The sequence below is a fragment of the Amycolatopsis pigmentata genome, from assembly GCF_042684065.1.
GTDB classification, from domain to species: Bacteria; Actinomycetota; Actinomycetes; order Mycobacteriales; family Pseudonocardiaceae; genus Amycolatopsis_E; species Amycolatopsis_E pigmentata.
The window spans coordinates 90,891-112,220 of record NZ_JBHUKR010000015.1 but is presented as its reverse complement, the minus strand read 5'-3'; the positions used below and the strand labels follow the sequence as shown (position 1 = coordinate 112,220).

17 protein-coding genes are annotated in these 21,330 nt (G+C 68.9%); 3 read left to right on the top strand and 14 right to left on the bottom strand.

Annotated features, from left to right (window positions below; all coding sequences use genetic code 11):
* Window positions 1-47: 47 nt before the first annotated feature.
* The gene (locus ACFSXZ_RS26315; protein WP_378267876.1) at window positions 48-578 is read right to left on the bottom strand and encodes a hypothetical protein; all 531 of its coding nucleotides are present in this window, start codon (window positions 576-578) and stop codon (window positions 48-50) included.
* Window positions 579-1,742: 1,164 nt separating this feature from the next.
* Between ACFSXZ_RS26315 and ACFSXZ_RS26310 the strand changes: the two genes are divergently transcribed.
* The gene (locus ACFSXZ_RS26310) at window positions 1,743-3,176 is read left to right on the top strand and encodes a bifunctional phosphatase PAP2/diacylglycerol kinase family protein (RefSeq protein WP_378267875.1); all 1,434 of its coding nucleotides are present in this window, start codon (window positions 1,743-1,745) and stop codon (window positions 3,174-3,176) included.
* A gap of 88 nt (window positions 3,177-3,264) precedes the next feature.
* On the opposite strand, the gene ACFSXZ_RS26305 is transcribed toward ACFSXZ_RS26310, so the two are convergent.
* The 4 genes from ACFSXZ_RS26305 to ACFSXZ_RS26290 form a co-directional block, all read right to left on the bottom strand.
* The gene (locus ACFSXZ_RS26305; RefSeq protein ID WP_378267874.1) at window positions 3,265-4,191 is read right to left on the bottom strand and encodes a sugar kinase; all 927 of its coding nucleotides are present in this window, start codon (window positions 4,189-4,191) and stop codon (window positions 3,265-3,267) included.
* The gene (gene manD, locus ACFSXZ_RS26300) at window positions 4,188-5,414 is read right to left on the bottom strand and encodes a D-mannonate dehydratase ManD (RefSeq protein ID WP_378267873.1); all 1,227 of its coding nucleotides are present in this window, start codon (window positions 5,412-5,414) and stop codon (window positions 4,188-4,190) included. The genes ACFSXZ_RS26305 and manD overlap by 4 nt, the downstream gene beginning before the upstream one ends.
* Before the next feature lie 104 nt (window positions 5,415-5,518).
* Complete coding sequence (locus ACFSXZ_RS26295) at window positions 5,519-6,199, bottom strand: response regulator (protein WP_378267872.1); 681 nt, start codon at window positions 6,197-6,199, stop codon at window positions 5,519-5,521.
* Window positions 6,196-7,353, bottom strand: a complete 1,158-nt coding sequence (locus tag ACFSXZ_RS26290; protein ID WP_378267871.1) for a sensor histidine kinase — start codon at window positions 7,351-7,353, stop codon at window positions 6,196-6,198. The genes ACFSXZ_RS26295 and ACFSXZ_RS26290 overlap by 4 nt, the downstream gene beginning before the upstream one ends.
* A 124-nt stretch (window positions 7,354-7,477) precedes the next feature.
* Between ACFSXZ_RS26290 and ACFSXZ_RS26285 the strand changes: the two genes are divergently transcribed.
* Window positions 7,478-10,171, top strand: a complete 2,694-nt coding sequence (locus ACFSXZ_RS26285) for an HAD family hydrolase (RefSeq protein WP_378267870.1) — start codon at window positions 7,478-7,480, stop codon at window positions 10,169-10,171.
* On the opposite strand, the gene ACFSXZ_RS26280 is transcribed toward ACFSXZ_RS26285, so the two are convergent.
* On the bottom strand, window positions 10,147-11,847 hold the full coding sequence (locus tag ACFSXZ_RS26280; protein ID WP_378267869.1) for a prenyltransferase/squalene oxidase repeat-containing protein: 1,701 nt from the start codon (window positions 11,845-11,847) through the stop codon (window positions 10,147-10,149). The two genes, ACFSXZ_RS26285 and ACFSXZ_RS26280, sit on opposite strands and share 25 nt — an antisense overlap.
* Window positions 11,848-12,094: 247 nt before the next feature.
* On the opposite strand from ACFSXZ_RS26280, the gene ACFSXZ_RS26275 reads away from it, so the two are divergent.
* Window positions 12,095-12,721, top strand: a complete 627-nt coding sequence (locus ACFSXZ_RS26275) for a sulfotransferase family protein (protein WP_378267868.1) — start codon at window positions 12,095-12,097, stop codon at window positions 12,719-12,721.
* 208 nt (window positions 12,722-12,929) lie between these two features.
* Here the strand turns inward: ACFSXZ_RS26275 and ACFSXZ_RS26270 are convergent, their stop codons facing one another.
* From ACFSXZ_RS26270 to pepN, 8 genes are all read right to left on the bottom strand, one after another.
* On the bottom strand, window positions 12,930-14,009 hold the full coding sequence (locus tag ACFSXZ_RS26270; RefSeq protein WP_378267867.1) for a sodium:calcium antiporter: 1,080 nt from the start codon (window positions 14,007-14,009) through the stop codon (window positions 12,930-12,932).
* A 12-nt stretch (window positions 14,010-14,021) separates the two neighbouring features.
* A complete protein-coding gene (pqqE, locus tag ACFSXZ_RS26265; protein ID WP_378267866.1) occupies window positions 14,022-15,122 on the bottom strand; it encodes a pyrroloquinoline quinone biosynthesis protein PqqE in 1,101 nt (366 codons plus the stop codon).
* Window positions 15,115-15,399, bottom strand: a complete 285-nt coding sequence (gene pqqD, locus ACFSXZ_RS26260) for a pyrroloquinoline quinone biosynthesis peptide chaperone PqqD (protein ID WP_378267865.1) — start codon at window positions 15,397-15,399, stop codon at window positions 15,115-15,117. The genes pqqE and pqqD overlap by 8 nt, the downstream gene beginning before the upstream one ends.
* On the bottom strand, window positions 15,371-16,060 hold the full coding sequence (gene pqqC / locus ACFSXZ_RS26255; protein WP_378268076.1) for a pyrroloquinoline-quinone synthase PqqC: 690 nt from the start codon (window positions 16,058-16,060) through the stop codon (window positions 15,371-15,373). The genes pqqD and pqqC overlap by 29 nt, the downstream gene beginning before the upstream one ends.
* A gap of 77 nt (window positions 16,061-16,137) precedes the next feature.
* Entirely contained in the window at window positions 16,138-16,248 is a 111-nt protein-coding gene (pqqA, locus tag ACFSXZ_RS26250; protein ID WP_378267864.1) for a pyrroloquinoline quinone precursor peptide PqqA, read from the bottom strand.
* Between the two features lie 85 nt (window positions 16,249-16,333).
* Window positions 16,334-18,025: a PQQ-dependent dehydrogenase, methanol/ethanol family gene (locus tag ACFSXZ_RS26245; RefSeq protein WP_378267863.1), complete on the bottom strand. Its 1,692-nt coding sequence runs from the start codon at window positions 18,023-18,025 to the stop codon at window positions 16,334-16,336.
* Window positions 18,026-18,115: 90 nt separating this feature from the next.
* Window positions 18,116-18,577, bottom strand: a complete 462-nt coding sequence (locus ACFSXZ_RS26240) for an MSMEG_3727 family PQQ-associated protein (protein WP_378268075.1) — start codon at window positions 18,575-18,577, stop codon at window positions 18,116-18,118.
* Between the two features lie 218 nt (window positions 18,578-18,795).
* A complete protein-coding gene (gene pepN, locus ACFSXZ_RS26235) occupies window positions 18,796-21,318 on the bottom strand; it encodes an aminopeptidase N (protein ID WP_378267862.1) in 2,523 nt (840 codons plus the stop codon).
* Between the last annotated feature and the right edge of the window lie 12 nt (window positions 21,319-21,330).

Below are 21,330 nucleotides of genomic sequence, written 5' to 3'. Positions count from 1 at the left end.
ACTTCCCCGCAGAAAACCGCCGTCGGTCTGGGTGGACGCGCTGCGCCTTAGCGGCCCGGGTGGCTCGTCGGCGCGTTGGACGCGTGCGTGTTCGGATCGGGCGTCGGGTGCGCCTCCCTGCTGCTGTGGTCCTTTCCGGAGGGAGTCGTGGTGACCGGCGTGTTGTCGGCCTTCTCCTCGGCCAGCACCTTGGTGCAGTAGGCGTCCACTTTGTCGTTACCGCCCGCGGTGGTGATCAGGACCTTGAACGCCGGGCTCTCCAACGCCTTTCCGTGCTCGGAGCCCGCCCCGGCCTCGTAGGCGTGGCAGAGCCCGGTCAGCGAAGGGGTGGGCGACGCGCTGGGATCGTGGTCGTCACCGGAAACGCTCGGGCGGTCCTTGGCGGTCTCGGAAGACTCACTGGCGTGCGGCTGGGCGCCGGTGGTGGCCGGGGCGTGCGTCGAGCTTTCGCTCGCCGGGACGGAAGGGTGGCCCGTCGCGGCGACGGCCGCGACACCTCCGACAGTCACGGCCGCGGTCGCCGCGGCGGCCACGGCGAGCTTGGTCGTCAACAGCTTCGCCAACGTCGTCTTGATCATCGATCGATCTCCATCACCGAAGGAACGGGGTGAGACGAGGCGTCCGCGCTCGTCTCACCTCCTACAGCGCCGACCGCCCCGGTTCTGTCACACCAACCCGTGACCAGCGGTTTCCCTCACGTGGCCACGAGCCCTTCGGTGGGTGGTAGCCGGGAAGCGCGCACGGCGGGGTGGGGTCCGGCGAGTACACACCCGTCGCCGACGACCAGCACCGAGTGATCCTCGCGCGCGAGATAGCGGCGGATCAGGCCCGCCGGGGATCGTCCTCGGCGACCAGCACGAACGCGCACACAACGGCTTTCCGCTCGGCTGGCCGCTCTCCCGACGGCCTATTCCGTTTGGTCTGGACCATCCTTTGGCGTCGGGCTCGGGAGGACACTCGACCGTACTGAGGCGATCGACTTGTTGCGGCCTGTTGGCCGACGAATAGCGCTTCCCTGTGGGCGCGGTCGTCTTCGTCCGCGTGGAGAGCCGATGTTGCCGATCTCGGTGTCGGTTTCGCTGGGCGGCTTCATTATGCCGGTGCTCGCGAATGGGCAATCTCGCGCGGAGACGTCACTCTTTCGTGTGCCGACGTTTTGTCGGTGTTCGATCGCATGGTCGATACACTGGTCGCATGCCTGAACAGCCTGATCCTCAACCGTCTCAACCGCCGGAGCCTCCCGAGCCTCCCGAGCCTTCTGAGTCTCCCGAGTCTCCGCCGGTAGGCACGAACCCTGGTGGGGCGGGCGGACGGATGACAATTTACCAATCCGACCGAAAGGAGGCGGACACGGTCCGCAACGGACGTGCTTGTATAGACCCATTTTCGTTGCGGCTGCCGTCGAATTGGAGTTGTCCTTCGCATGCGGCAATTCCAAGTGGGCCAGCTGGACCAGGTTCTGGGTGCCCAGGGCCCATCGCGACGCAGTGTCCAGGGCACGGACGGCGATGCCTCGACTCGAACCACGGCCGCGGTCCAGTAGCCGACCTCTCCCATTCCGGGTCCCGACTTTCACCACTACGTGACCGATAGGTGGGCTGTCGTCTTCATCGACCACTCGCCAGGACCGGTCGACAACGTGGATCGGGAATTGTGTCCTCTCGGTGGATCCTCCCAGTGGCCTCATCCAGAGGGGAACGCTCCGCACGGCAGGGAGGAGTCACTGCCCGTAGGCTTCACGCATGTGGAGACGGATTCCCGCGATGGACCGCTGGGTGCTCACCAAGATGGGAACCCGCGATCCGAAGATCATCCGCTACCTGCCCCTCCTGGGCCGGTCGGCGAACTACAACCGGCTGTGGTGGGGCATCAGCGCTCTGCTGGCCGTCACCGGTGACAAGCGCGCGAGGCGGGCGGGGCTTCGCGGCATCATCGCCGCGGTGGTGGCGAGCTTCGCCGCGAACATCCTGGCCAAACAGGCGGTCCGCAGGCCGCGCCCTCCGATCGACCTGACGCCGATCCACCGCAGGCTGCGTCGTTTTCCCCAGACCACGTCGTTTCCCTCCGGCCACTCGGCGTCGGCGGCCGCGTTCGCGGCGGGCGTGGCCATCGAATTCCCGGTGCTCGCGGCGCCGATCGGGGTGATCGCGGCCGGGGTGGCGGCGTCGAGGGTGGTGACCGGCGTGCACTACCCGTCCGACGTCGTGGCGGGTAGCGCGCTCGGCGTCGGCGCGGGTGTGCTGACCCTGTGGTGGTGGCCGCGGACCACACCCGGCCCCGCGATGGTGGAGAACGTGCCGGGACCCGCCTTGGCCGATGGCGAGGGGCTTGTCGTCATCGTCAACTCCGCCGCCGGGAGCGCCGGGGAAGACCTGTGCGAGGTGCTCGAGCGGCGACTGCCGAAGGCCGAGCTCATCGAGCACCCGGGCGATGCCGACCTCGCCGACGTGCTGGCCGCCGCGGCCCGCCGCTGCCGTGTCCTGGGAGTCGCCGGCGGTGACGGGTCCATCAACGTTGCCGCGCGCATCGCCGTCGAGCACGATGTCCCGCTGTTGGCCATCCCCGCCGGGACGCTCAACCACTTCGCCAAGGACCTCGGTGTCGGCAACGCGGACGAGGCGATCGACGCGCTTCAGGCCGGGGAAACGGTCCGCGTCGATCTCGGACGGGTGGACGGGCAGGTCTTCGTCAACACGTGCAGTACCGGGTTGTACACGGACATGGTGCGGTACCGGGAAAAGTGGGAACGCCGGCTCGGGAAGTGGCCTGCCGTCCTCGTCGGCCTCGTCCACGTGACGCGCCGTGCCAAGCCGCAGGAACTGATGATCGACGGGCGCCCACGCCGGGTCTGGATGGTCTTCGCCGGGAACGGCCGTTACGAGCCCACCGGTTTCGCGCCGTCGAGCCGCCCGCAGCTCGACGACGGCCTGCTCGACGTGAGGATCGTCGACGCGGAAAGGCCGCTGGCGCGAAGCCGGATCGTCTGGGCGCTGCTCACCGGCACCCTTCCCTGGTGTGGCCCGTACGAGGGTGGCACCGCGACGGAGGTGAAGATCAGCGCCCCCGACGGCTTGCTGCACGTGACCGTGGACGGTGAGTTCACCGAGGTGAACCCTCAGATGACGATCACGAAGGAACCTCGGGCCCTGGCCGTCTACCGCCCGCGTCGCGGCTGACCGCCCGCGCGTGCCGGCCGCGGGGTCAACGACGACTCGCGCGGCCGGTGACGGCGGTCGCGACCTCTGTCACCGGCCGAGGTCGTATTCAGCGCGCGAACCCGGCGTGCGCGATCACCTCGGGTAAAGACGCGATGCGCCCGGTGCCGCCCCGGCCACCGACGGACAGCGACGCGGCCGCGGCGCCGAGCAAGACGGCTTCGTCGAGAGGGTCACCGAGGGCGAGCCTCGCCGTGACGGTTCCGGCGAAGACGTCACCCGCGCCGGTCTGGTCCACCACTTCGGGCGCCGGAATCGCCGGATATTCGCGGCTCCCGGTGGAATCGCCGAGATAGACGCCCGCGCTGCCACGAGTGACCGCGACCGCGTCGGCACCGCGTTCGCGGAGTTTCGCCACCGCCACCACGGGATCGGCGGTGCCGAGCAGCATCGCGATCTCTCCCGGCGCCGACGGGGTCACGAGTGTCGCCATCGGCGCGAGGGTGGCGAGAGTCTCCGCCGCGTCCTCGGCGGTGCCCAGGCGCGGCCGGAAGTTCGGGTCGTACACGAACCGCTTGCTCAGCCGCGCCGCCTCGCGCACCGCGGCCTTGGCCGTCGCCGAGATCGCGCAGGTGATTCCGCTGGCCAGCACCGCGCCCGCCGAACCGAGCAGAGCCGGGTCGAGGTCGGCCGGGCACAACGCCGCGCCGACCGAACCGGTCCGCGCGTAGCAGAACTGACGCTCACCTTCGGGATCACCGTGCTGGAGGTAGATTCCCTGCTGCCCGGGGACACGGCGCAGCAGCGCGTCGTCGACACCGAGTTCGCGGATGTAGGCGGCGACCGCTTCACCGAGTTCGTCCTCGGTGATCCGCGCGATCAGCCCGACCGAGGCGCCGGCCGCCACCGCGGCCGCGGCGGCGTTCACCACATCTCCGGAAATGCCGATCCGGGCGGCGACACCGGCCCGGAACGGGGCCAGGGTCGAGATCTCCACCAGGGGCTCACCGAGCAACAGGACGTCGTAGTGGCTCACCAGTCGTGCACCGACCCGTCGCGGCGGCGGTTCACCGGCAGGTACCGGGGCTCGTACGGGAAGGCGGCCGCGGCCTTCTCGTCGAGTTCGACGCCCAGCCCCGGCGCCTGTCCGGGATGGAAGTAGCCGTCGGAAAACGTATAAGAGGTAAGGAAAACCTCGTCGGCGGGTTCGGCATGGCCCATGTACTCCTGGATACCGAAGTTCGGCACCGCCAGGTCCACGTGCAGCGCGGCCGCCAGCGACACCGGCGAAAGATCGCCGGCGCCGTGGGAACCCGTGCGGACGCCGTACAACTCGGCGAGGCCGAAGATCCGCCGGAGATGGGTGATGCCACCCGCGTGGGAGACGGCGGTGCGGATGTAGTCGATCAGCCGCTCGGTGATCAGCTGCTGGCAGTCCCAGATCGAGTTGAACACCTCGCCGACCGCGATCGGCGTGGTCGTGTGCTGGCGCAGGATCCGGAACGCGCTCTGATCCTCGGCGGGCGTCGGGTCCTCCATCCAGAATAGCCGGTGCGGCTCCAGGTCGCGGCCCAGGCGGCCCGCCTCGTTCGGGCTGAGCCGATGGTGCACGTCGTGCAGCAGGTGGAAGCCGAACCCGAAGCGCTCGCGCACCGCGCCGAGCATGTCCGGCGCGAAGCGCAGATACCGCTCGGTGTCCCAGTAATCCTCCTGCGGGCGGGCCGACCCCGCCGGTTCGTACACGGACTGGCCCGCCTCGGGAACGCCGTAGGTGCCCTCCAGCCCGGGCACCGCTGCCTGCGCGCGCACGGCCCGATACCCGAGGTCGAGGTAGCGGGCGACGTCGTCGAGCATTTCCGGCACGTCGCGGCCGCTCGCGTGCCCGTACACCAGCACGCCGTCGCGGGCCGCGCCGCCGAGCAGCTGGTAGACCGGCAGGCCGGCGATCTTTCCCTTGATGTCCCACAACGCCATGTCCACGGCCGCGATCGCGGTCATGGTGACCGGGCCGCGCCGCCAGTAGGAGCCCTTGTAGAGGTACTGCCAGGTGTCCTCGATGCGGTGCGCGTCGCGCCCGATCAGCAGCGGACACACGTGGTCGCGCAGGTATGCCGCGACCGCGAGTTCGCGCCCGTTCAGCGTGGCGTCGCCCCAGCCGACCACGCCGTCCCGGGTGGTCACCTTCAGCGTCACGTAGTTGCGGCCTGGCGACGTGACGATCACCGTGGCGGCGACGATTTCACTGACGATTTCGCTCATGACCGGTCCCGCCGGGCTCCGCACCACCGCACGATCGCATGATATACGGCGAAGGCCGGAGATCCGCTGATCTCATCTCCAACGAGATGTGGTCCAGACCAGATCTAACGCGGGCTCACCAGTCCGGTGCGGTAGGCCAGAACCACCGCCTGCACCCGGTCCCGCAGGTCGAGCTTGGTCAGGATGCGTGACACGTAGGTCTTCACGGTCTCGTGGCTGATCACCAGCTTCCCGGCGATCTCGGCGTTGGAAAGCCCGTCCGCGATCAGGGTGAGCACCTCGCGCTCCCGGTTGGTGAGCGCGCTCAGCGGCCCGGACCCGGCCGGAGCCTCTTCCTCCACCGGGCGCAGCCGGAAGGCGTACCGGCCGATGAGCTGCCGGGTCACCGCGGGTGCCAGAAGCGCCTCTCCGGCGGCCACCGTGCGCACACCCGCGATCAGTTCGGCCGGTGGCGCGTCCTTGAGCATGAACCCGCTCGCCCCGGCGCGCAGCGCTTCGTAGACGTACTCGTCGAGGTTGAAGGTGGTCACCACGAGGACTTTCGAGGGGTTGACCACGTCCGGGCCGGCCAGGCGGCGAGTGGCCTCGATGCCGTCGAGCGCCGGCATGTGGATGTCCATCACCACGACATCCGGCCGCACGCGCTCGACGAGCGCCACCCCGGCTTCGCCGTCGGCAGCCTCACCCACGACCTCCATGTCCGGCTGCGCGTCGAAGATCGTGACGTAGCCGGCGCGCACCAGCGCCTGGTCCTCGCAGACCACCACCCGGATCGGCGCGTTCATGATGACAACCCCCGCGGAATCCTTGCCGACACGGCGAATCCACCGTCCGGACGCGGACCGGCGTGCAGTTCGCCGCCGACCACACTGACTCTTTCCCGAAGCCCGACCAGACCACGCCCGCTGCCCCGGCCGATACCCGCCCGGCCCGCCCGTTCCGAGGTGACTTCGAGGTCGGTGCAGTCGTCGCGATGATGGACGTTGACGACGGTGCGTTTGCCGGGCGCGTGTTTGAGCGCGTTGGTCAGCGCTTCCTGGACGACGCGGTAGGCGGCGACCTCCGCCGCGCTCGCCATCGGCCGCGGTTCGCCGTGCTCGACCAGTTCGACCGGCTGACCGGCGGCCTGGGACTGCGCGACCAGGTCGGCCAGCTTGCCCGCCACGGGCTCCTGGCCGTGCTGGGCGTTGCCGTCGAGCGCTCCCAGCAGATAACGCAGTTCGGTCAGGGCGCGCCGGGCGGTGCCGCTGATCGACGACAGGCTGGCGGTGACCTTTTCGGGCTGCTCCATCAGATACTGCGCGGCGTCGGCCTGCACGGCCATCGCGGTGACATGGTGGGTGACCACGTCGTGCAACTCCCGCGCGATGCGGGCCCGTTCGGCGTGGACGACCGCTTCCTCGGCGCGTCGTTGCCGTTCGGCCGCCGCCGCGGCCGCTGCCCGGACCTCGGCGCCGACGAACCACAGCACCGCGAGGACCGCGCCGAAGGTCACGTAGTCCATGAACTGTTCGGGTGAGCCGGCCGCGTGCGTGGCGACGGCCAGCGCGACATAGGCCACGAGCGCGGCGGGGATCGCGATCCGCTGCCTGCTCCTGCTCAGGTGGGCGCCCGCGTTGTAGAAGGCGACGAACCACCCCAACGACGCGATCAAGGTCGGGTAACCGAGCAACTGGAACGCGGCGAAGGCGCCGCTCGTCACAACCAGGCAGGTCAGCGGCCAGCGCAGCCGCCCCACGAGGGGCAGAGTCTGCGCGACCATCAGGAGCAGGCCCAGCGCGTCCAGTGGTCGCCGGTCCGGGAACGCGGCCAGGTCGATGCCGCGCTGCTCGACGCCGGGAACGAACGAGAACACGAAAAGCATGGTCGCGAGCGCGATGTTCCAGACCATGCCCCATCGCGCCGATCGGAAGACAGGCGGCAACCAGGCTCTTGACACACGCGAAGACTAGCGCGTGTCCCAAAAGTCCGTGTTGCCGCGTGCTTGCCGTGCCTGAACGACGTAAAAGCGGAGTAGCATCGCGTCTTACGCGAAGCCGTTCGGGGAGGAACTGGGGGCGGCGATGGCCGATGGCCAAGGGGAAAGACGGCGATCCGCGCAACTCGAACGCGCCCGGAAGATGGTCGCGGACGGTTCCTGCGCGGTGCTTTCGCTGGACATCTTCGATACCGTGCTCTGGCGCCGTACCCCGCGCCCGGCCGATGTCTTCGCGATCCTGGGGGAGCGGTTGCGGGCCGCCGGCCGGGTTCCGGATTGGCTTTCCGCGGCGGCCTTCCGCGAAATGCGGATCGCGGCCGAGCGTGCGGCCAGGGAGCGTCAGGAGGAGAACGAACTCGGCACCGAGGTCTCCCTGTTCGACATCTGGGGACGCATGGTGGGCTCGGCGTTGGACCGAGACGCGCTGGCGCAGGTCGTCGAGGCCGAGGTCGAAACCGAGCGTGATCTCACCGTCGTGGACCTCGATGTCGTGGAAATCGTCGAGCTGGCGCGCGAGCGGGGCCTGCCGGTCGTTCTGGTTTCGGACACCTATTTCACCGAGGACCAACTCGCCAGGCTCCTCGACCGGCCCGAACTCGAGTCCCTGAGTGGTGCGCGGATCTTCCGTTCCCATCAGCACGGCGTGAGCAAGGCCGACGGGCTGTGGAAAATCGTGCTCGATCAGCTCGGCCGCAGGCCAGAACAGGTGCTGCACGTCGGGGACAACGAGGATGCCGACTTCGCCGTGCCCACCGAACTCGGCATCCGCGCGGTGCATTACGCCCGAGTGGACAGCCGGTTCGAGGTCGTGCTCGAACGGGAGCACGAATCACTCGAACCGTTCGGGCCGCTGGGGGCCCGGTTCGATCTCGCCGAGGGCGATTTCGGGTTGACCAGCCTGCGCGCGAAGACGCTGGCGGCGGCCGATCCGGCGGCGCCCAGCGAAGTCCGCGCCGCCTACCGGTTCGGCGCCGCCGTGCTCGGCCCGGTGCTCACCGGGTTCGCCGAGTGGGTCGCGTGGCGGGCACGGGACTCGGGGAATTCGACGCTCTGGTGCCCGATGCGCGAGGGCACGCTCCTGTCGAAGCTGATCAACAGGGCCGCCGCGGTCCGGGGCTGGGAGGTGAAGGCCCGGCCCGTCTGGCTGTCGCGCCATGTGGTGTCGCTCGCTTCGCTCGACACCGGAGACAGCGACCAGTTGCGCACCTTCATCCGCCAGCGGTATCGGCTCACCGTCAGCCAGTTGCTGTCGGTCCTCCTGCTCAGCCCCGGCGAGGTGCCGTCGCTGGCCACTCGACTGGACGCGTTGCTGGACAACGACCGGATCGTCGACCAGGTCGGCGAGGCACTGGTCGAGACCCCTCATCTGCGGAACCGGCTCGCGGCACTCGTGACCCGTCACCGCGAAAAGTTGTTGGCGGAACTGCGGTCCAGCGGAATGTCGGCCGATCCCGAGCCGGCGCTGGTCGACCTCGGGTGGGGCGCCACGATCCAGCTCTATCTCGGGCGGGCCCTGAAAAGAGCTGGTCTGGACGTCCTTCCGGCCGGTTACTACCTGTCGACCGATGCCCGCGCCACCCGCGTCCACCTGGACGGCATGCGCATGGAGGGCTACCTGGCGCAGGCCGGTCATCCGCACGACGTCGCGGCGACGATCAGCCGCAGTCCCGAGGTGATCGAGCAGTCGGTGAACGACCTGTGCGGGTCGCTGCTCGGCTTCACCGAGGACGGTTCACCGATCCTCGGCCCCGGCGCCGAAATCGGTACGCAGCGAACGCAGCGCCTCGCCGTCCAGGACGGCATTCTTGCCTTCCAGGACCAGTGGAACGCCTACGTGGCCAACGCCGGTGGGGCGTGGCCGGAACTCGTCACCACTCCGGCGCGGGAACGTCTGGCGGATGTGCTCGTCTCCGCGCTCAGGGCACCGACCGCGGAGGAGGCCGGGACCTTCGGTTCGTGGACACACGACGACAACTTCGGTTCCGCGGTGTCCAGCCGGGTCGTGCCGGAGGACCTCCTGCGTGCGCTGCCCTACCTTTCCCCCAACGACCTGACCGACCTCGACATGCGCGACGCGTTCTGGCCCGCGTTGCTGGCGGCGTCCGATCCGGCCCTCGCCGCCGCGGAGCGTGCTCTCGCGTCGGGCGCGGTCGACCCGGTCGTCTTCGAACCGTCGGACGAGCCCGCGCTGACCCGGATTTCGGTGAAATCCGCGGACGGCAAGTGGTACAAGGGCCCGTCGAAGCGCGTCCGCATCAACCACAACGGACTTTCCTTCGCCCGCCTGGACTTCTTTTCCGGCGGCGGGGACATCACCGACATCGCCCTGGCGTTGCCCGGGCGCCCCGCGCTGGTGCGGATCGATGCGATCGAGGTGACGGCGATTCCCGCCGGGCAGGGCGGCTCGCGGACGTTGCGCTGGGACCGGCCGGAGGATTTCGCCGGCCTGGTCCACGCGGCGTGCACCTGGCTCGGCGGCACCATGATCGAGTTCCACGTGGAGGAATCCGAAATCTGGCTGCCGATCGCCGGGCGCCTCGGAGCCCCGGCCAGTTCCGGCCAGGTCACCGTGACCTTCGCGATGCTGCCCCGCTCCCGCAGCGGGTTGGAGGAAACCCTGCCGGCCGGCCCCCGGCTGCTCCGGGTCGCCGGCCGGATCCGTGAGGAATACCGCGCACGCGGCCCGGCCGGGCTCGTGGCCTCGATGGCGCGGATGGCCCGGAGGCAGATCCGCAACGGCGAGCTGATCCCGCGTCAGCCTCCCACGGACGAGTTGTGACCAGGGGAAACGTCGAGAAAGCGCGCCATGGCGCGCAGGGCGAGGCCATTGGTCAGCCCGCCGTTCGGGAAACGCGACGCGTTGCGGATGAACTCGCTCACCGGCGTCCGCGGCCACTGACCGTCGGGCTCCTGCGCTTCCAGCAACCAGCCGATGCCGCGTCCGATGGCCGGGTCGTCCGCGTGGTGTCCGGCGGCCAGCAGGGCGCGGACCGCCCAGGCCGTTTCCTCGACGGTGCCCGGTGTGGTGCCGTCACCGGTGCCCCAGGAACCGTCGGCGCGTTGCGTGCCGACCAGCCACTCGGCGGCCCGGCGCGCGGCCGGATGCGTCCCGGCTCCGGCCTTGACCAGGGCCTCCAGCACGACGGACGTACCCGCGGTGAACGCCCGGTACCACACCGAATCGAACGAACCGTCCGGGCGCTGACTGGCCGGAAGCCACCGCACGGCGTCGCGCACGGCCTTGGCGTCCGCGGGCGTTCCCGCGTCCAGCAGGGCGACGACGGCCTGCGCCGTGGTGTGCGGGCAAGGACCGCAGTTGTCCACTTTGGTGTCGCGGACGCACAGGCTCCACGACCCTCGGCGGTCCTGCTGCGCGAGCAGCCAGGACACGCCACGAGCGACGTGGTCGTCCTCCCGGCCCCCCGGCATTCTCGCCAGTAACGAGATGATTTCCGCGGTCTCCACCGAGGCCGGCCAGCCGTGCGGCGAGGACCAGCCCCAAAAGCCCGGCGGACAGCCGAAAGCGACGAAGGGTCGGTCCTGCTGGCGGTCCTGGAACAGCGAACGGGAGGAGACCAGGCGCGGATCGTCCCGGTAGCCCGCGTCGATCAGACCTTCCACCGCGTAGACCGACCAGGTGAGGTCGAGCGGCATCATGTTCCAGGAACCGTCCGGGTTGGCCTTCGAACGCAGCCACTCGACGGTCAGACCGACCAGTTCCGGTGCCGCACCGGAGCGTGCCAGCGCTTCGCAGGTCAGGCCGGCCGCCCACGGGTCGTCGCTGAACTCGCCCGTCATCCCTTCGTGCTCGTGGATCTGCCGGATCAGCCGGAGCGCGGCCGGAGTGCCCAGGCGGTCGAAGAGGCGGCGCACCGGGCCGCCGGGGCGCGTGCGGCTCTGCGCGAGGCCGGCGGCGGCGACGAGCGGTGCGCGAAAGTCGAGCAGCCGGCGGAACAGCCGGGGGAACGCGGCGAGCACGAGCGGAATTCGCGGCAGCTCGCCGGGGTCGAGCCAGCCCGCGCGGGCGTAGAACCGGCGGCACACCGCGGCCATCTCCTGGTGGGGGATCGCGTCGAGCCCGCCACGGTCGTCCAGCCACGATCGCGCGGCCCGCACGGCGTCGCTCGCGCGCTCTGGCGCGAGCTGCTGCAGGGTCGCCGCCGCGACCGCGGTCGGCGCGGCCTCGGGCGGCGTGCCGGGGACGGTGCTCCACGCGCCCTCGGGGGACTGGCTGCGGCACAGCCACTCCACACCCGCCGCGATGAGATCGGCGGAGCGCTCGGCGTCGGCGGTGTGCAGCGCCGAGATCGCGCCGACGGTGGCCAGGACCGAGGTCCATTCCGTGGCTCCGTAGTCGAAGACCCCGTCGGGCCGTCGCACTTCGAAGAGAGCGTGGGCACCGCGGCCGACCGCGCTGGTCACCTCGTCGTGCAGGCGTGAATTCGTCCGGGTCATCGCTGGATCCTTCCCGTCTGGCGTGCACCCGGCACCGGCGAAAGCAATCCGGCCTTCGGGTGAATCGACCATTCTCTGAATCGTGGCGTCATGATGGCTCGGGACAAAAGGGGAGCATGATTTTCCGGATGGTTCGCCGCCGCACTCCGCGCATAACAAACCGAGCTTACCGGCAAGCGGTGCTTCCTTGACAAGATCGAGAGTCGCCTCGTAGCTTTCGAGCAGGCCGAGCGAACGGAGAACGCCAGTGTCTTTGCGGGTCATCGGAGCGGGCATCGGGCGTACCGGTACGTTTTCGCTGCATCTCGGTCTGAGCGCGCTGCTGGACCAACAGTGCTACCACATGTTCGAGGTCGTCCAGCGCCCTGAGCACATCGAGCCGTGGGAAAGCGCTTTCACCGACGGCGCTCCGCCGTCCGGCTGGCACGCCTTCTTCGCGGGGTACGACGGGTCGGTTGGCGGCCCGACCTCGGCGTTCTGGCGCGAGTTGCTGACCGTTTTCCCCGAAGCGCTGGTGGTACTGTCCGTCCGTGACACCGACGAGTGGTGGCGCAGCTTTTCCCGAACGGTCGTTCCGGTCCTGGAACGGCATCTGCGGCACCCGGAGGCCGACGACGCGCGGGTCGTCGAACTGGGCCACCTCACCACCGTCCGGCACCTGACGGCGGGCTGGGCCGACGAAAACACCGCCAAAGCGGCCTACGACGCGCACAACGACGAGGTGCGTTCGCTCGTGCCGGCGGATCGGCTGGTCGAGTGGACCCCGGCCGACGGATGGGGCCCGTTGTGCCGCGCCCTGGAGGTCCCGGTGCCCGCCGAACCCTTCCCGCACCGCAACACCGCCGCCGAACTCCGGGCGATGGCCGGGTTGTGAGCGAGGCAGCCGTGAGGACTGTTTGGACGCGATTCCGCCGCATCGTTCCCGATACCGCGTTACCAATCCGATCAAAAGTAGGCGGAGACGGACCGCAGCCAATCTGGCTGTATAGACCCGTTTCCGCCGTGGCTGTGGTCGGATTGGTAACGATCGGCACAGTAAGGGAAGCTCCGAAAAAGCAGCACGATTTCCCCACACCGACTGGTCACTGCGTGTCCGCCGGTATCAGGCCGAAGGCGAAGAAGCTCACCGTCCAGTAGACGAGATACAGGCTCAGCAAGGTATAGCCGTGCCATCGTTTCAACTGGCCGGTGGAAAGGAAGTAGCCGGCGAGCCAGGTCAGGACGACCAGGGCGGGCAGATGCCAGGAAAGCACGTGCGGGCCCACCACGAGGGTGCCGGCGAGCAGAACGATGCCCAGTTTTCCGGTGACCGAGAAGATGACGCTGCCGATGACGTTGCCCACGCCGATCTCCGGGGCGCCCTTGCGGCTGGGTTCCACGGTCAGGAAGACATCCTCGATCGTCAGCACGAGTGTCGCGATCGTCGCGCCGAAGACGGTGCCTTCGAGGCCGTAGTCCTCCAGTATTCCCTTGGTGCCGATGCCCATGGTCGCCGCGCCGATGACGAGACCCGCCAGCGCGAGGACCGCCAGTCCGAGCCCGGCCCAGCCGGAGAGCTCGAACTCTTCGGCGAAGGGCGGGCGCGGCGTCCGGGCTTCCCCGTGCGGAAGGACCGCCGGCCCGGGGGACGCCACCGAAACCGGGGACCGCCCGGCGGACTTCGCCTCGGCTTCGCGGACGAGCGCGTAGGCTTCGTGGATCTCCGCGTCGCGGAAGACCGGCGTGCCGCTTCGTGATTCCCGGACCGCGACGTAGGCGATGAACAGCGCGAACAGGGCGACCAGCACTGTTCCGTCCACCACGGTGAGCGGTGCCTTCAGGACGAAGAAGATCATCACCAGCGGCGCGGCGGCGAAGGCGACGAGATAGTCGCGCGGAACGGTGACCTTCGTCGGCGTGATGATCGCGGCGAGCGCGAGCACGATTCCGGGCAGCGAGAGCGCCGTTCCGACGATGACGCCGAGCGCGACCCCGTCCGCGTCTTCGAGGTTGGCGGCGACGGCGTAGAAGACGTCGTCGAACTCGATACCCGTGAAGATGACGGCGAGCAGGAACAGGGAGATCCTGAGCCCCTTGGCGGCGCCGACGAGGTAGCCGATCAGCTTTTCCGCGCTGTAGATCAGCAACGCCGCGCCGGAAACGAAGACGAAGACAGCCGACATCGCCCGTGCCGCTCAGCCCGGACGGCCCGGATGCGGGCGGGGTGTCGTGCGCGCCGCACCGGGTCGTGACGGATCGTTGGCCGCGCTGACCGCCGCCAGCACGATCCCGTGGTCGGGGGAAAGGTGGCAGACGGGATCGGCGCGGGTGGCGTCACCGGTGAGCTGGAACGCCTGGCACCGGCAGCCGCCGAAGTCGAGTTCTCGGCGATCACAACTCCGGCATGGCTCCGGCATCCAGTCCGTGCCGCGGAAGGCCTGGAACAGCGGCGAGTCCCGCCAGATCCACTCCAACGAGCGCTCGCGCACGCTCGCGCGGGGCAAGGGGAGTTGGTGCGCGGCCAGGCAGGGGAGGACATCGCCGTTGGGTGCGACGGCGAGCAACCGGCGGCCCCACCCGCCCATGCACGGTTTGGGCTGGTCGCCGTAGTAGTCCGGCAGGACGTAGATGAGCTCCATCCGCCCTTCGAGGCGCTGACGGGCCTCGCGCACGATCGCCTCGGCACTGGCCAGTTGTTCGCGGCTCGGCAGGAGGGCCTGCCGGTTGCGCCAGGCCCAGCCGTAGTACTGCGTGTTGGCCAACTCGACCCGATCGGCCCCGAGCCGTTCGGCCAAGGCGATGATCTCGGCGACGTTACCGATGTTCTGCCGATGCAGGACGACGTTCACCGTCAAGGGCCACCCGAGCCGCCGGACCAGAACCGCCGCCGCGATCTTGCGTTCGAAGGAACGGAGCCCCGCGATCCGGTCCGATGCGGCCGCTTCCCAGTCCTGGATACTGATCTGCACGTGATCGAGGCCGGCCGCCCTGAGCTTCTCCGCCCGGAGCGGCGAGAGACCGAGCCCGCTCGTGACGAGGTTGGTGTACATGCCCAAGTCGTGCGCGCCGCGGACGATCTCCACGATGTCCCGGCGCAGCAGAGGTTCGCCGCCCGAAAAATGCGCCTGCAGCGTTCCCAGTTCGCGTGCCTCGGCGAGCACCCGCAGCCACTGCGCCGTGGTCAGTTCGTCGCCGTAGCGGGCGAGGTCGAGCGGATTCGAGCAGTACGCGCAGTGCAGGGGGCAGGCATAGGTCAGCTCGGCCAGCACCCCGAACGGCAACAACGGTTCAGTCACGCCCGAACTCCAGATATCCTTTGGCGGCCAGACGATTCAGGAAGCCCCGGACATCGCCGGCGACCACGCGGTCGTACCGGAGGCCGAGTTCCCGCACCACGGTTTCCACTGTGGACACCCCGTCGCACAACCGGAGCACCGCCGCCGCGGTCGGGTTCAGGACGGTCACCGTCTCCGGGGACAACAGCACGTGCTGTTCGCGCACCGGGTCGAAGGTCAGGCGAACCCGGTCCGACAGCTTGGGACACTCATTCCCCATAAGCTCGGTCGATGGCATCCAGCACACTCCACAGGACGTCACATTTGAAGGACAGCGCGGCGAGCGCGGCTTCTTGTTCGTCGACGGAACGGCAGCGTTCGGTGACCACCTCGAGCGCGTGTTCGGAGTCGCGCGGAGCCTGGTGCAGACGCGTGCGGAAGTAGGCCAGCCCGTCGCCGTCCATCCACGGGTACCAGCGTTCGAACGCGGCGAGGCGCTCGGCCATGAGGTCCGGGGCGAAGAGTTCGGTCAGTGAGGACGCCACCGCCTCCACCCAGGGCCGGGTGCGTGCGAAGGTGACATAGGCGTCGACGGCGAAGCGGACGCCGGGAAGGAGATGCCGCCTGTCGCTCAGTTCCTTCCTGGGCAGCCCCACGGCCTCGCCCAGGCGCAGCCAGGCCTCGATGCCGCCTTCCCCGCCGGCCGTGCCGTCGTGGTCCACGATGCGCTGGATCCAGCGGCGCCGGATGTCACGCTCCGGGCAGTTCGCCAGGATCGCGGCGTCCTTGCGGGGAATGCTTTCCTGATAGTAGAAACGGTTGGCCACCCAGCCCTGGATCTGCCGGCGGGAGAGCCGTCCTTCGTTCATCTTGACGTGGAAGGGATGCTGGTGGTGATACCGCTCGGACTGGGCTCGGAGCTTCTCGACGAAACTCGCCGTGCTGGACAACGTCATCATCCCTCTTTTCGCCGATGATCCGGGCGGGGCGCCGGAATCGCCTCCGGCGCCCCTTGCCGAAGTGTCCAGTGTGGACATCAGCTTTCCAGTTGTGCCACGTACATCGTCACCTCGGGCGGGACCCCGATCTCCTCGAACTCCGGGGCTTCCCACACCGCGGGCTGGGACCGGGTGGCCGAAGATTCCATCGCTGCACACCTCCTCTCCACCGATGCCTGGTGTGTCTCGAAGTCCGCGTCGCCGCCCGAGGCGATGGGGCCGCGCCTGGGAGAACTAGGGTGTTTCCGGCAACGAGAAGACGAAGAGCGCGTCCCCGTGCGGCCCGCCCATCATGCCGGGCGCGAACCCTTCGACCCAGGATCCCCAGCCGACCGGCACCGCGATGTACTGCCGGCCGTCGACGCTGTAGGTGGTCGGGCTGCTGTGATGCCCGCTGCCGGTCTGGAACTGCCACAACAGCTCGCCGGTCCGGGCGTCGAAGGCGTTGAACTCGCCCGACGGCGTGCCGCAGAACACCAGGTCGCCCGCCGTGGCCAGCACCGAAGACGAAATCGGCAGGTGCCACGTCCAGCGCCACGCCTCCTCGCTCGTGGCCGCGTCGATCGCCTTGACCTGACCCGCCATGTCGTCGGTGTCCACCGTGACGCTCGCGCCCCAGTAGGGGATGCTTTCCTTGAACTCACGCCGCCGCCGGGTCACCGTCGCGCCGACGTCCTGCACCGGCACGTAGAACATGTTCGTCCTGGGGCTGTACGCCGCGTGGCACCATTCCTTGGCCCCGGCCGGTCCTGGCCAGAAGTGCACCGCCTCGCCTTCCTTGTCGGGGAAGATCTGCGGTTTGACATCACCCTCGGCGGTGATCTCGCCCCAGGTGATGCGATCGGAGAACGGCGTCACCCGGACCAGTTCGCCGTTCGTGCGGTCCAGGACGAAGAAGTACCCGTTCTTGTCGAAGTGGCCCAGCAGTTTCCGGCCGTCCTGCTCGAACAGGATGGACTCCATGTTGGAGTCGTAGTCCCACAGGTCATGGGGGGTGAACTGGAAATGCCAGCGGATTTCCCCGCTGTCGACATCCACCGCGATCACGCTGTCGCTGTGCTGGTTGTCGCCTTCGCGGACCTCGCCGTCGAAGTCCGGCGCCGGGTTGCCGGTTCCCCAGTAGAGAAGGTTGAGCTCCGGGTCGAAGGTTCCGGTGACCCAGGTGTTGCCGCCGCCCCGCGTCCAGGCCGGGCTGTCCGCCGGCCACGTTTCCGAACCCGGCTCACCCGGCTTCGGAATCGTGTAGCACCGCCAGCGGCGAGCTCCGGACTCGACGTCGTAGGCGTCGAGATGGCCACGAACCCCGAACTCGCCACCCGAACTGCCGACGATGACCATGTCCTTGACCACAAGGGGCGCGACGGTGGCGCTTTCGCCCGCGCGTACGTCACCGTGCACGGTGTCCCACAGGCATTCGCCGTTGGTGGCGTCGAGCGCGACGACGTGGGCGTTCAGGGTGGCCACGATGACTTTCCCGTTCACCACGGCGACGCCGCGATTCACGTTGCCGCAGCAGAGGGAAACGTCGAACGGGATCGCGTGCTTGTACTGCCAGAGCTGCTGGCCCGTCCTGGCGTCGATGGCCCAGACCCAGCCGTCCCACCCCGAGACGTACATGACGCCGTCGACGACGATCGGCGCGGCTTCGAACGCATAGGTCGAAGCGCCCGCGTGCATTCCGGCCGAGCCGAACTGGAAAGCCCACGCCGTGGACAGGCGTTTCACGTTCTCCGTGTTGATCTGGTCCAGCAGGCTGTATCGCTGACCATCGTAGGAACCGTAATAAGTGAGCCAGTTGTGCGATTCCGAACGCGCGTCGAGAAGGCGTTCGTAGGTGACGTCCTCGGCCACCGGGGGAGCCGTGCCGAGCGACGCGCTCAACTCCGAAAGCTTGGCAGCCGGTGGTGCGTCGACATAGTCCGTCATGACGAATCCTTTCTTGTGCCTCAGACGCCGGCGGGCTTGAACCGCGCTCAGTGCCTCTGGCTGCCTCAGGTGCGGTGCCGGTCGCGCGTTCTACGGCCTCGGCTGCTCAGGGCGGTCGAGGCGGGCTTCGGGGGGCACGTCTCCGAGAACGACGATCGCGCCGATCAATCCACGGCCCTCGTCGTTGCCGACGTTGGAGCTGAACCAGTAGTAGCCCGGTCCGTCGAGGTTGATCGTGGTCTTTCCCCGCGAATAGACGGGAAGCCATATCCAATGGCTGTCACCGTTGCTCGGCAGGAGCGCGCAGTGGGTGTTGGTGTCGTCGTTGACGAGTTCGACTTCGAGGTCGCCGCCGTGCGGCATGACCAGGATCGAGGGATCCCAGGCGAGTTCGTCGGGCGGGATCCGGATCTGTGCCGTCATCCGCCCGTCCGGGCCCTCCTCCGCGTGCGCGAGGCCGCCGTGGGCGACCAGGCGCCCCAAGGTCGCCCCGTTCTGTTTGTCCAGGCCGAGTTCGCTGATCAAACCGGACAGCTCCCGCGTACTGGCCACCACCGGCCTCACCTCCCGATTCCGATCCGATACGGAAATCCGGCTTCTTTTCCGCACCAGCTGGCAGGCGAACATCTCCGGCGCGGGGAAGCGATACTTCATTACAGGTGAACCAGAACGCTATCCGCGCCGGAGTCGCCGGATCAAGGAACTTGTGCGGAACGGGAGCACGCGGGCAACGAGCGGTGGGCACCGGCCAACAGCCGGTCGGCGGGCGGTCAGCCGGAACGCGGCCGCGCCGCGTCACATGCCCTGGCCGCCAGCATGAAAGCGAGTTCCGCCCGCTTCCGGCGCAACACGCGCAGCACTTCGGCGGGCAAGGCGCGCTGTGCCACGGTTTCGTCCGTCCGGGCGAGGACTTCCTGCTCCGCGTCGGTGACCAGAGGATAGAGCGTTCGTACCATCGCGAGCGCGTTTTCGGGGCTCATCGAGTGCCAAACGTGGTCCAGGGCAAGGAAATACCGCTCGGCGTACGGCGTCAGCACGTGCTCCTGCCCGTGCCGGTGAAAGCCCGCCATGACCGCCTGGCGCTCGACGAGTGAATAGGCGTCACTGAACATACGGTGCCATGCCTGACTTTTCGCGCGTGAGTCCGGCCGTGCGGCCTCGACCGTCAGGGCCCGGCGCCGGTCGTCGTCCCCCGGTTCGGCCGGGAGCAGGGCGGCGAGGAGTTCGTCGACCGGTTTTCCTTGCACGGCAAGGTGGAGCAGTGCCCGCCAGCGGAGGTCCCGGTCCACCTCCAGACCGGGCCATGGTCTTCGTCCCCACGCGATGTCGTGCAGCAGGGCGTCTTCGCCGCTGATCGACGAGGTCAGCGCGTGGGCCAGGGTGAGCAAGCGGTCGCCACCGGCGGATGAGGCGTCGAGTTCTTCGCGTATTCGCCGCGCGATTCGCCGAAGCGACGCGGCGCGGTTGGACCGGGCACCGAAGACCCGCGCCGCTGTGATGGCGCGCTGCCACAACAGGCCGAGGACGCCGACATCTTCCTCGGCCGGCGCGTGGTCGAGCACCACGGCGACGAAGGCGCGTGCGGGGATGCGTGCGTCGAGCACGCTGTCCCACAACGTTCCCCATGCGACGGCACGCGTCACGGGGTCGGACAACGCCGAGATCCGGCTCATCACCGTACGCCGTGATGCCGGGTCGAGCCGGATCTTGACGTAAACGTGCCCGTCGTCGTTGGGCAGCACGACATCGCAGACCTGGCGGGTTCCGTCTCCGTCGTTTTCGCGGGCTCCCTGGTGATCCGGATTCACCCACCTCCGGTGCTGAAGGCGTAGGGCCTCCGAATAACAGCCGACGCGCAGACGGACTCGTCGCGCTTGCGGATCGCTCAGGTGCGTGACCGTTCCGCCGGTGGGCAGGCGGTGCACCTCGACGGTGTCCACGCCGGGTCTCCTCAGCCATTCGGCCGCCCATCCGGTCAGGCCGGGCGCCGCCGCGGACTCCAGAACGCGGATGAGATCACCGGTGTCGGCCGCGGACCACGCGTGATCACGCAGGTAGCGGCGAAGACCGGCGAGGAAGTTTTCCCAGCCGACCCGCACCGCGAGCTGACGCAGCACAGCGGCCGCCTTCTTCGCCATGATCGGGTCGGCGCCGAGGTGGGCCGCGCCGGCGCCGGGCGTGATCGGATGATTATGGGGCAAGCGATCCGCCTGTCGCGCCACCGAACAGACCTCGTGTTCGAACAGCGCCCATGCCTCGCCGAAAGGTGTCGCCTCGGGCTGCGCGAGGGCGGCGATCAGCGTGGCGACACCTTCGTGGAGCCACAGGCCGTTCCACCACCGCAAGGTGACGAGGCCACCGAACCACATGTGCGCCATCGCGGAGAGCAGAGCCTCGGCCCTGCGCCGCCGGGTCTCTCGCGTCACTCCGGAGCGGAAAAGGAACCGCTCGTCGCAGACGACGCATCCGGGATGCGGGGCCGTGGAGAAAGCGCATTCAGGGCTGAAGACGTGGTCGTACTTGGCGAACGGGTAAGGGCGGTCCAGCAGATCCGCGGAGAAGTCGAGCCCACGGGTGATGACCTCGAACAGTTCGTCCGCGTCGTTGCCGAGAGCGTCGAACAGTGCCTCCCTCGCGTAGAGGGCGAGGGGGAGATCGCCATGGGTCGTGGTGATCCGGCGGAAGGGACCCGCCACCAGGACGGTCAGATGCGGGGGCAGCGGCGGCGTTCGCGCGAACGTCCACACCGCCGTGCCGTTGGAAAACCGTTTCGGCACGCTCGTGGGTTCGGTGTTCGTGATGACGTGCCATCGATCGTCCACCGTCACGCTCAGCTCCAGCGCCGCCTTGAGATCGGGTTGATCGAAACACGGGTAAACCCGGTGGGCGTCGAAAAGCGCGAACCTGGTGTGCAGGTAGGACTGCCCGTCCACCGGATCACGGAACCGGTGCAGGCCCGCGCCGTCGCGGCGGTAGGGTGCCGTGCCGACCACCCGCACCACGTTCTCGCCGACGACGACCGGCAGGTAGATGCGCGCTCCGTGCTGCGCCACCGTGCCCACGGCGGAGCCGTTGCATTCGATCAGCTGTGCCGTGCCCGCGTAGTCGAGGAAGGTCAACGTGTTCCCGGCGCCGGCCCGGAACCGGATCGTCGCGCCGCAGCGGAATTCGTCACCGGGCCGGGTGAGATCGAGGACGACGTGGTAGCGCACGTGCGAGATGAGCCGCGACCGGGCGGCCGCCTCGTGTCCGGCCGGATGGCCCGGCGCGCCGGCCGAGCCGGCCGGATTCATCGCCGGAAGCCG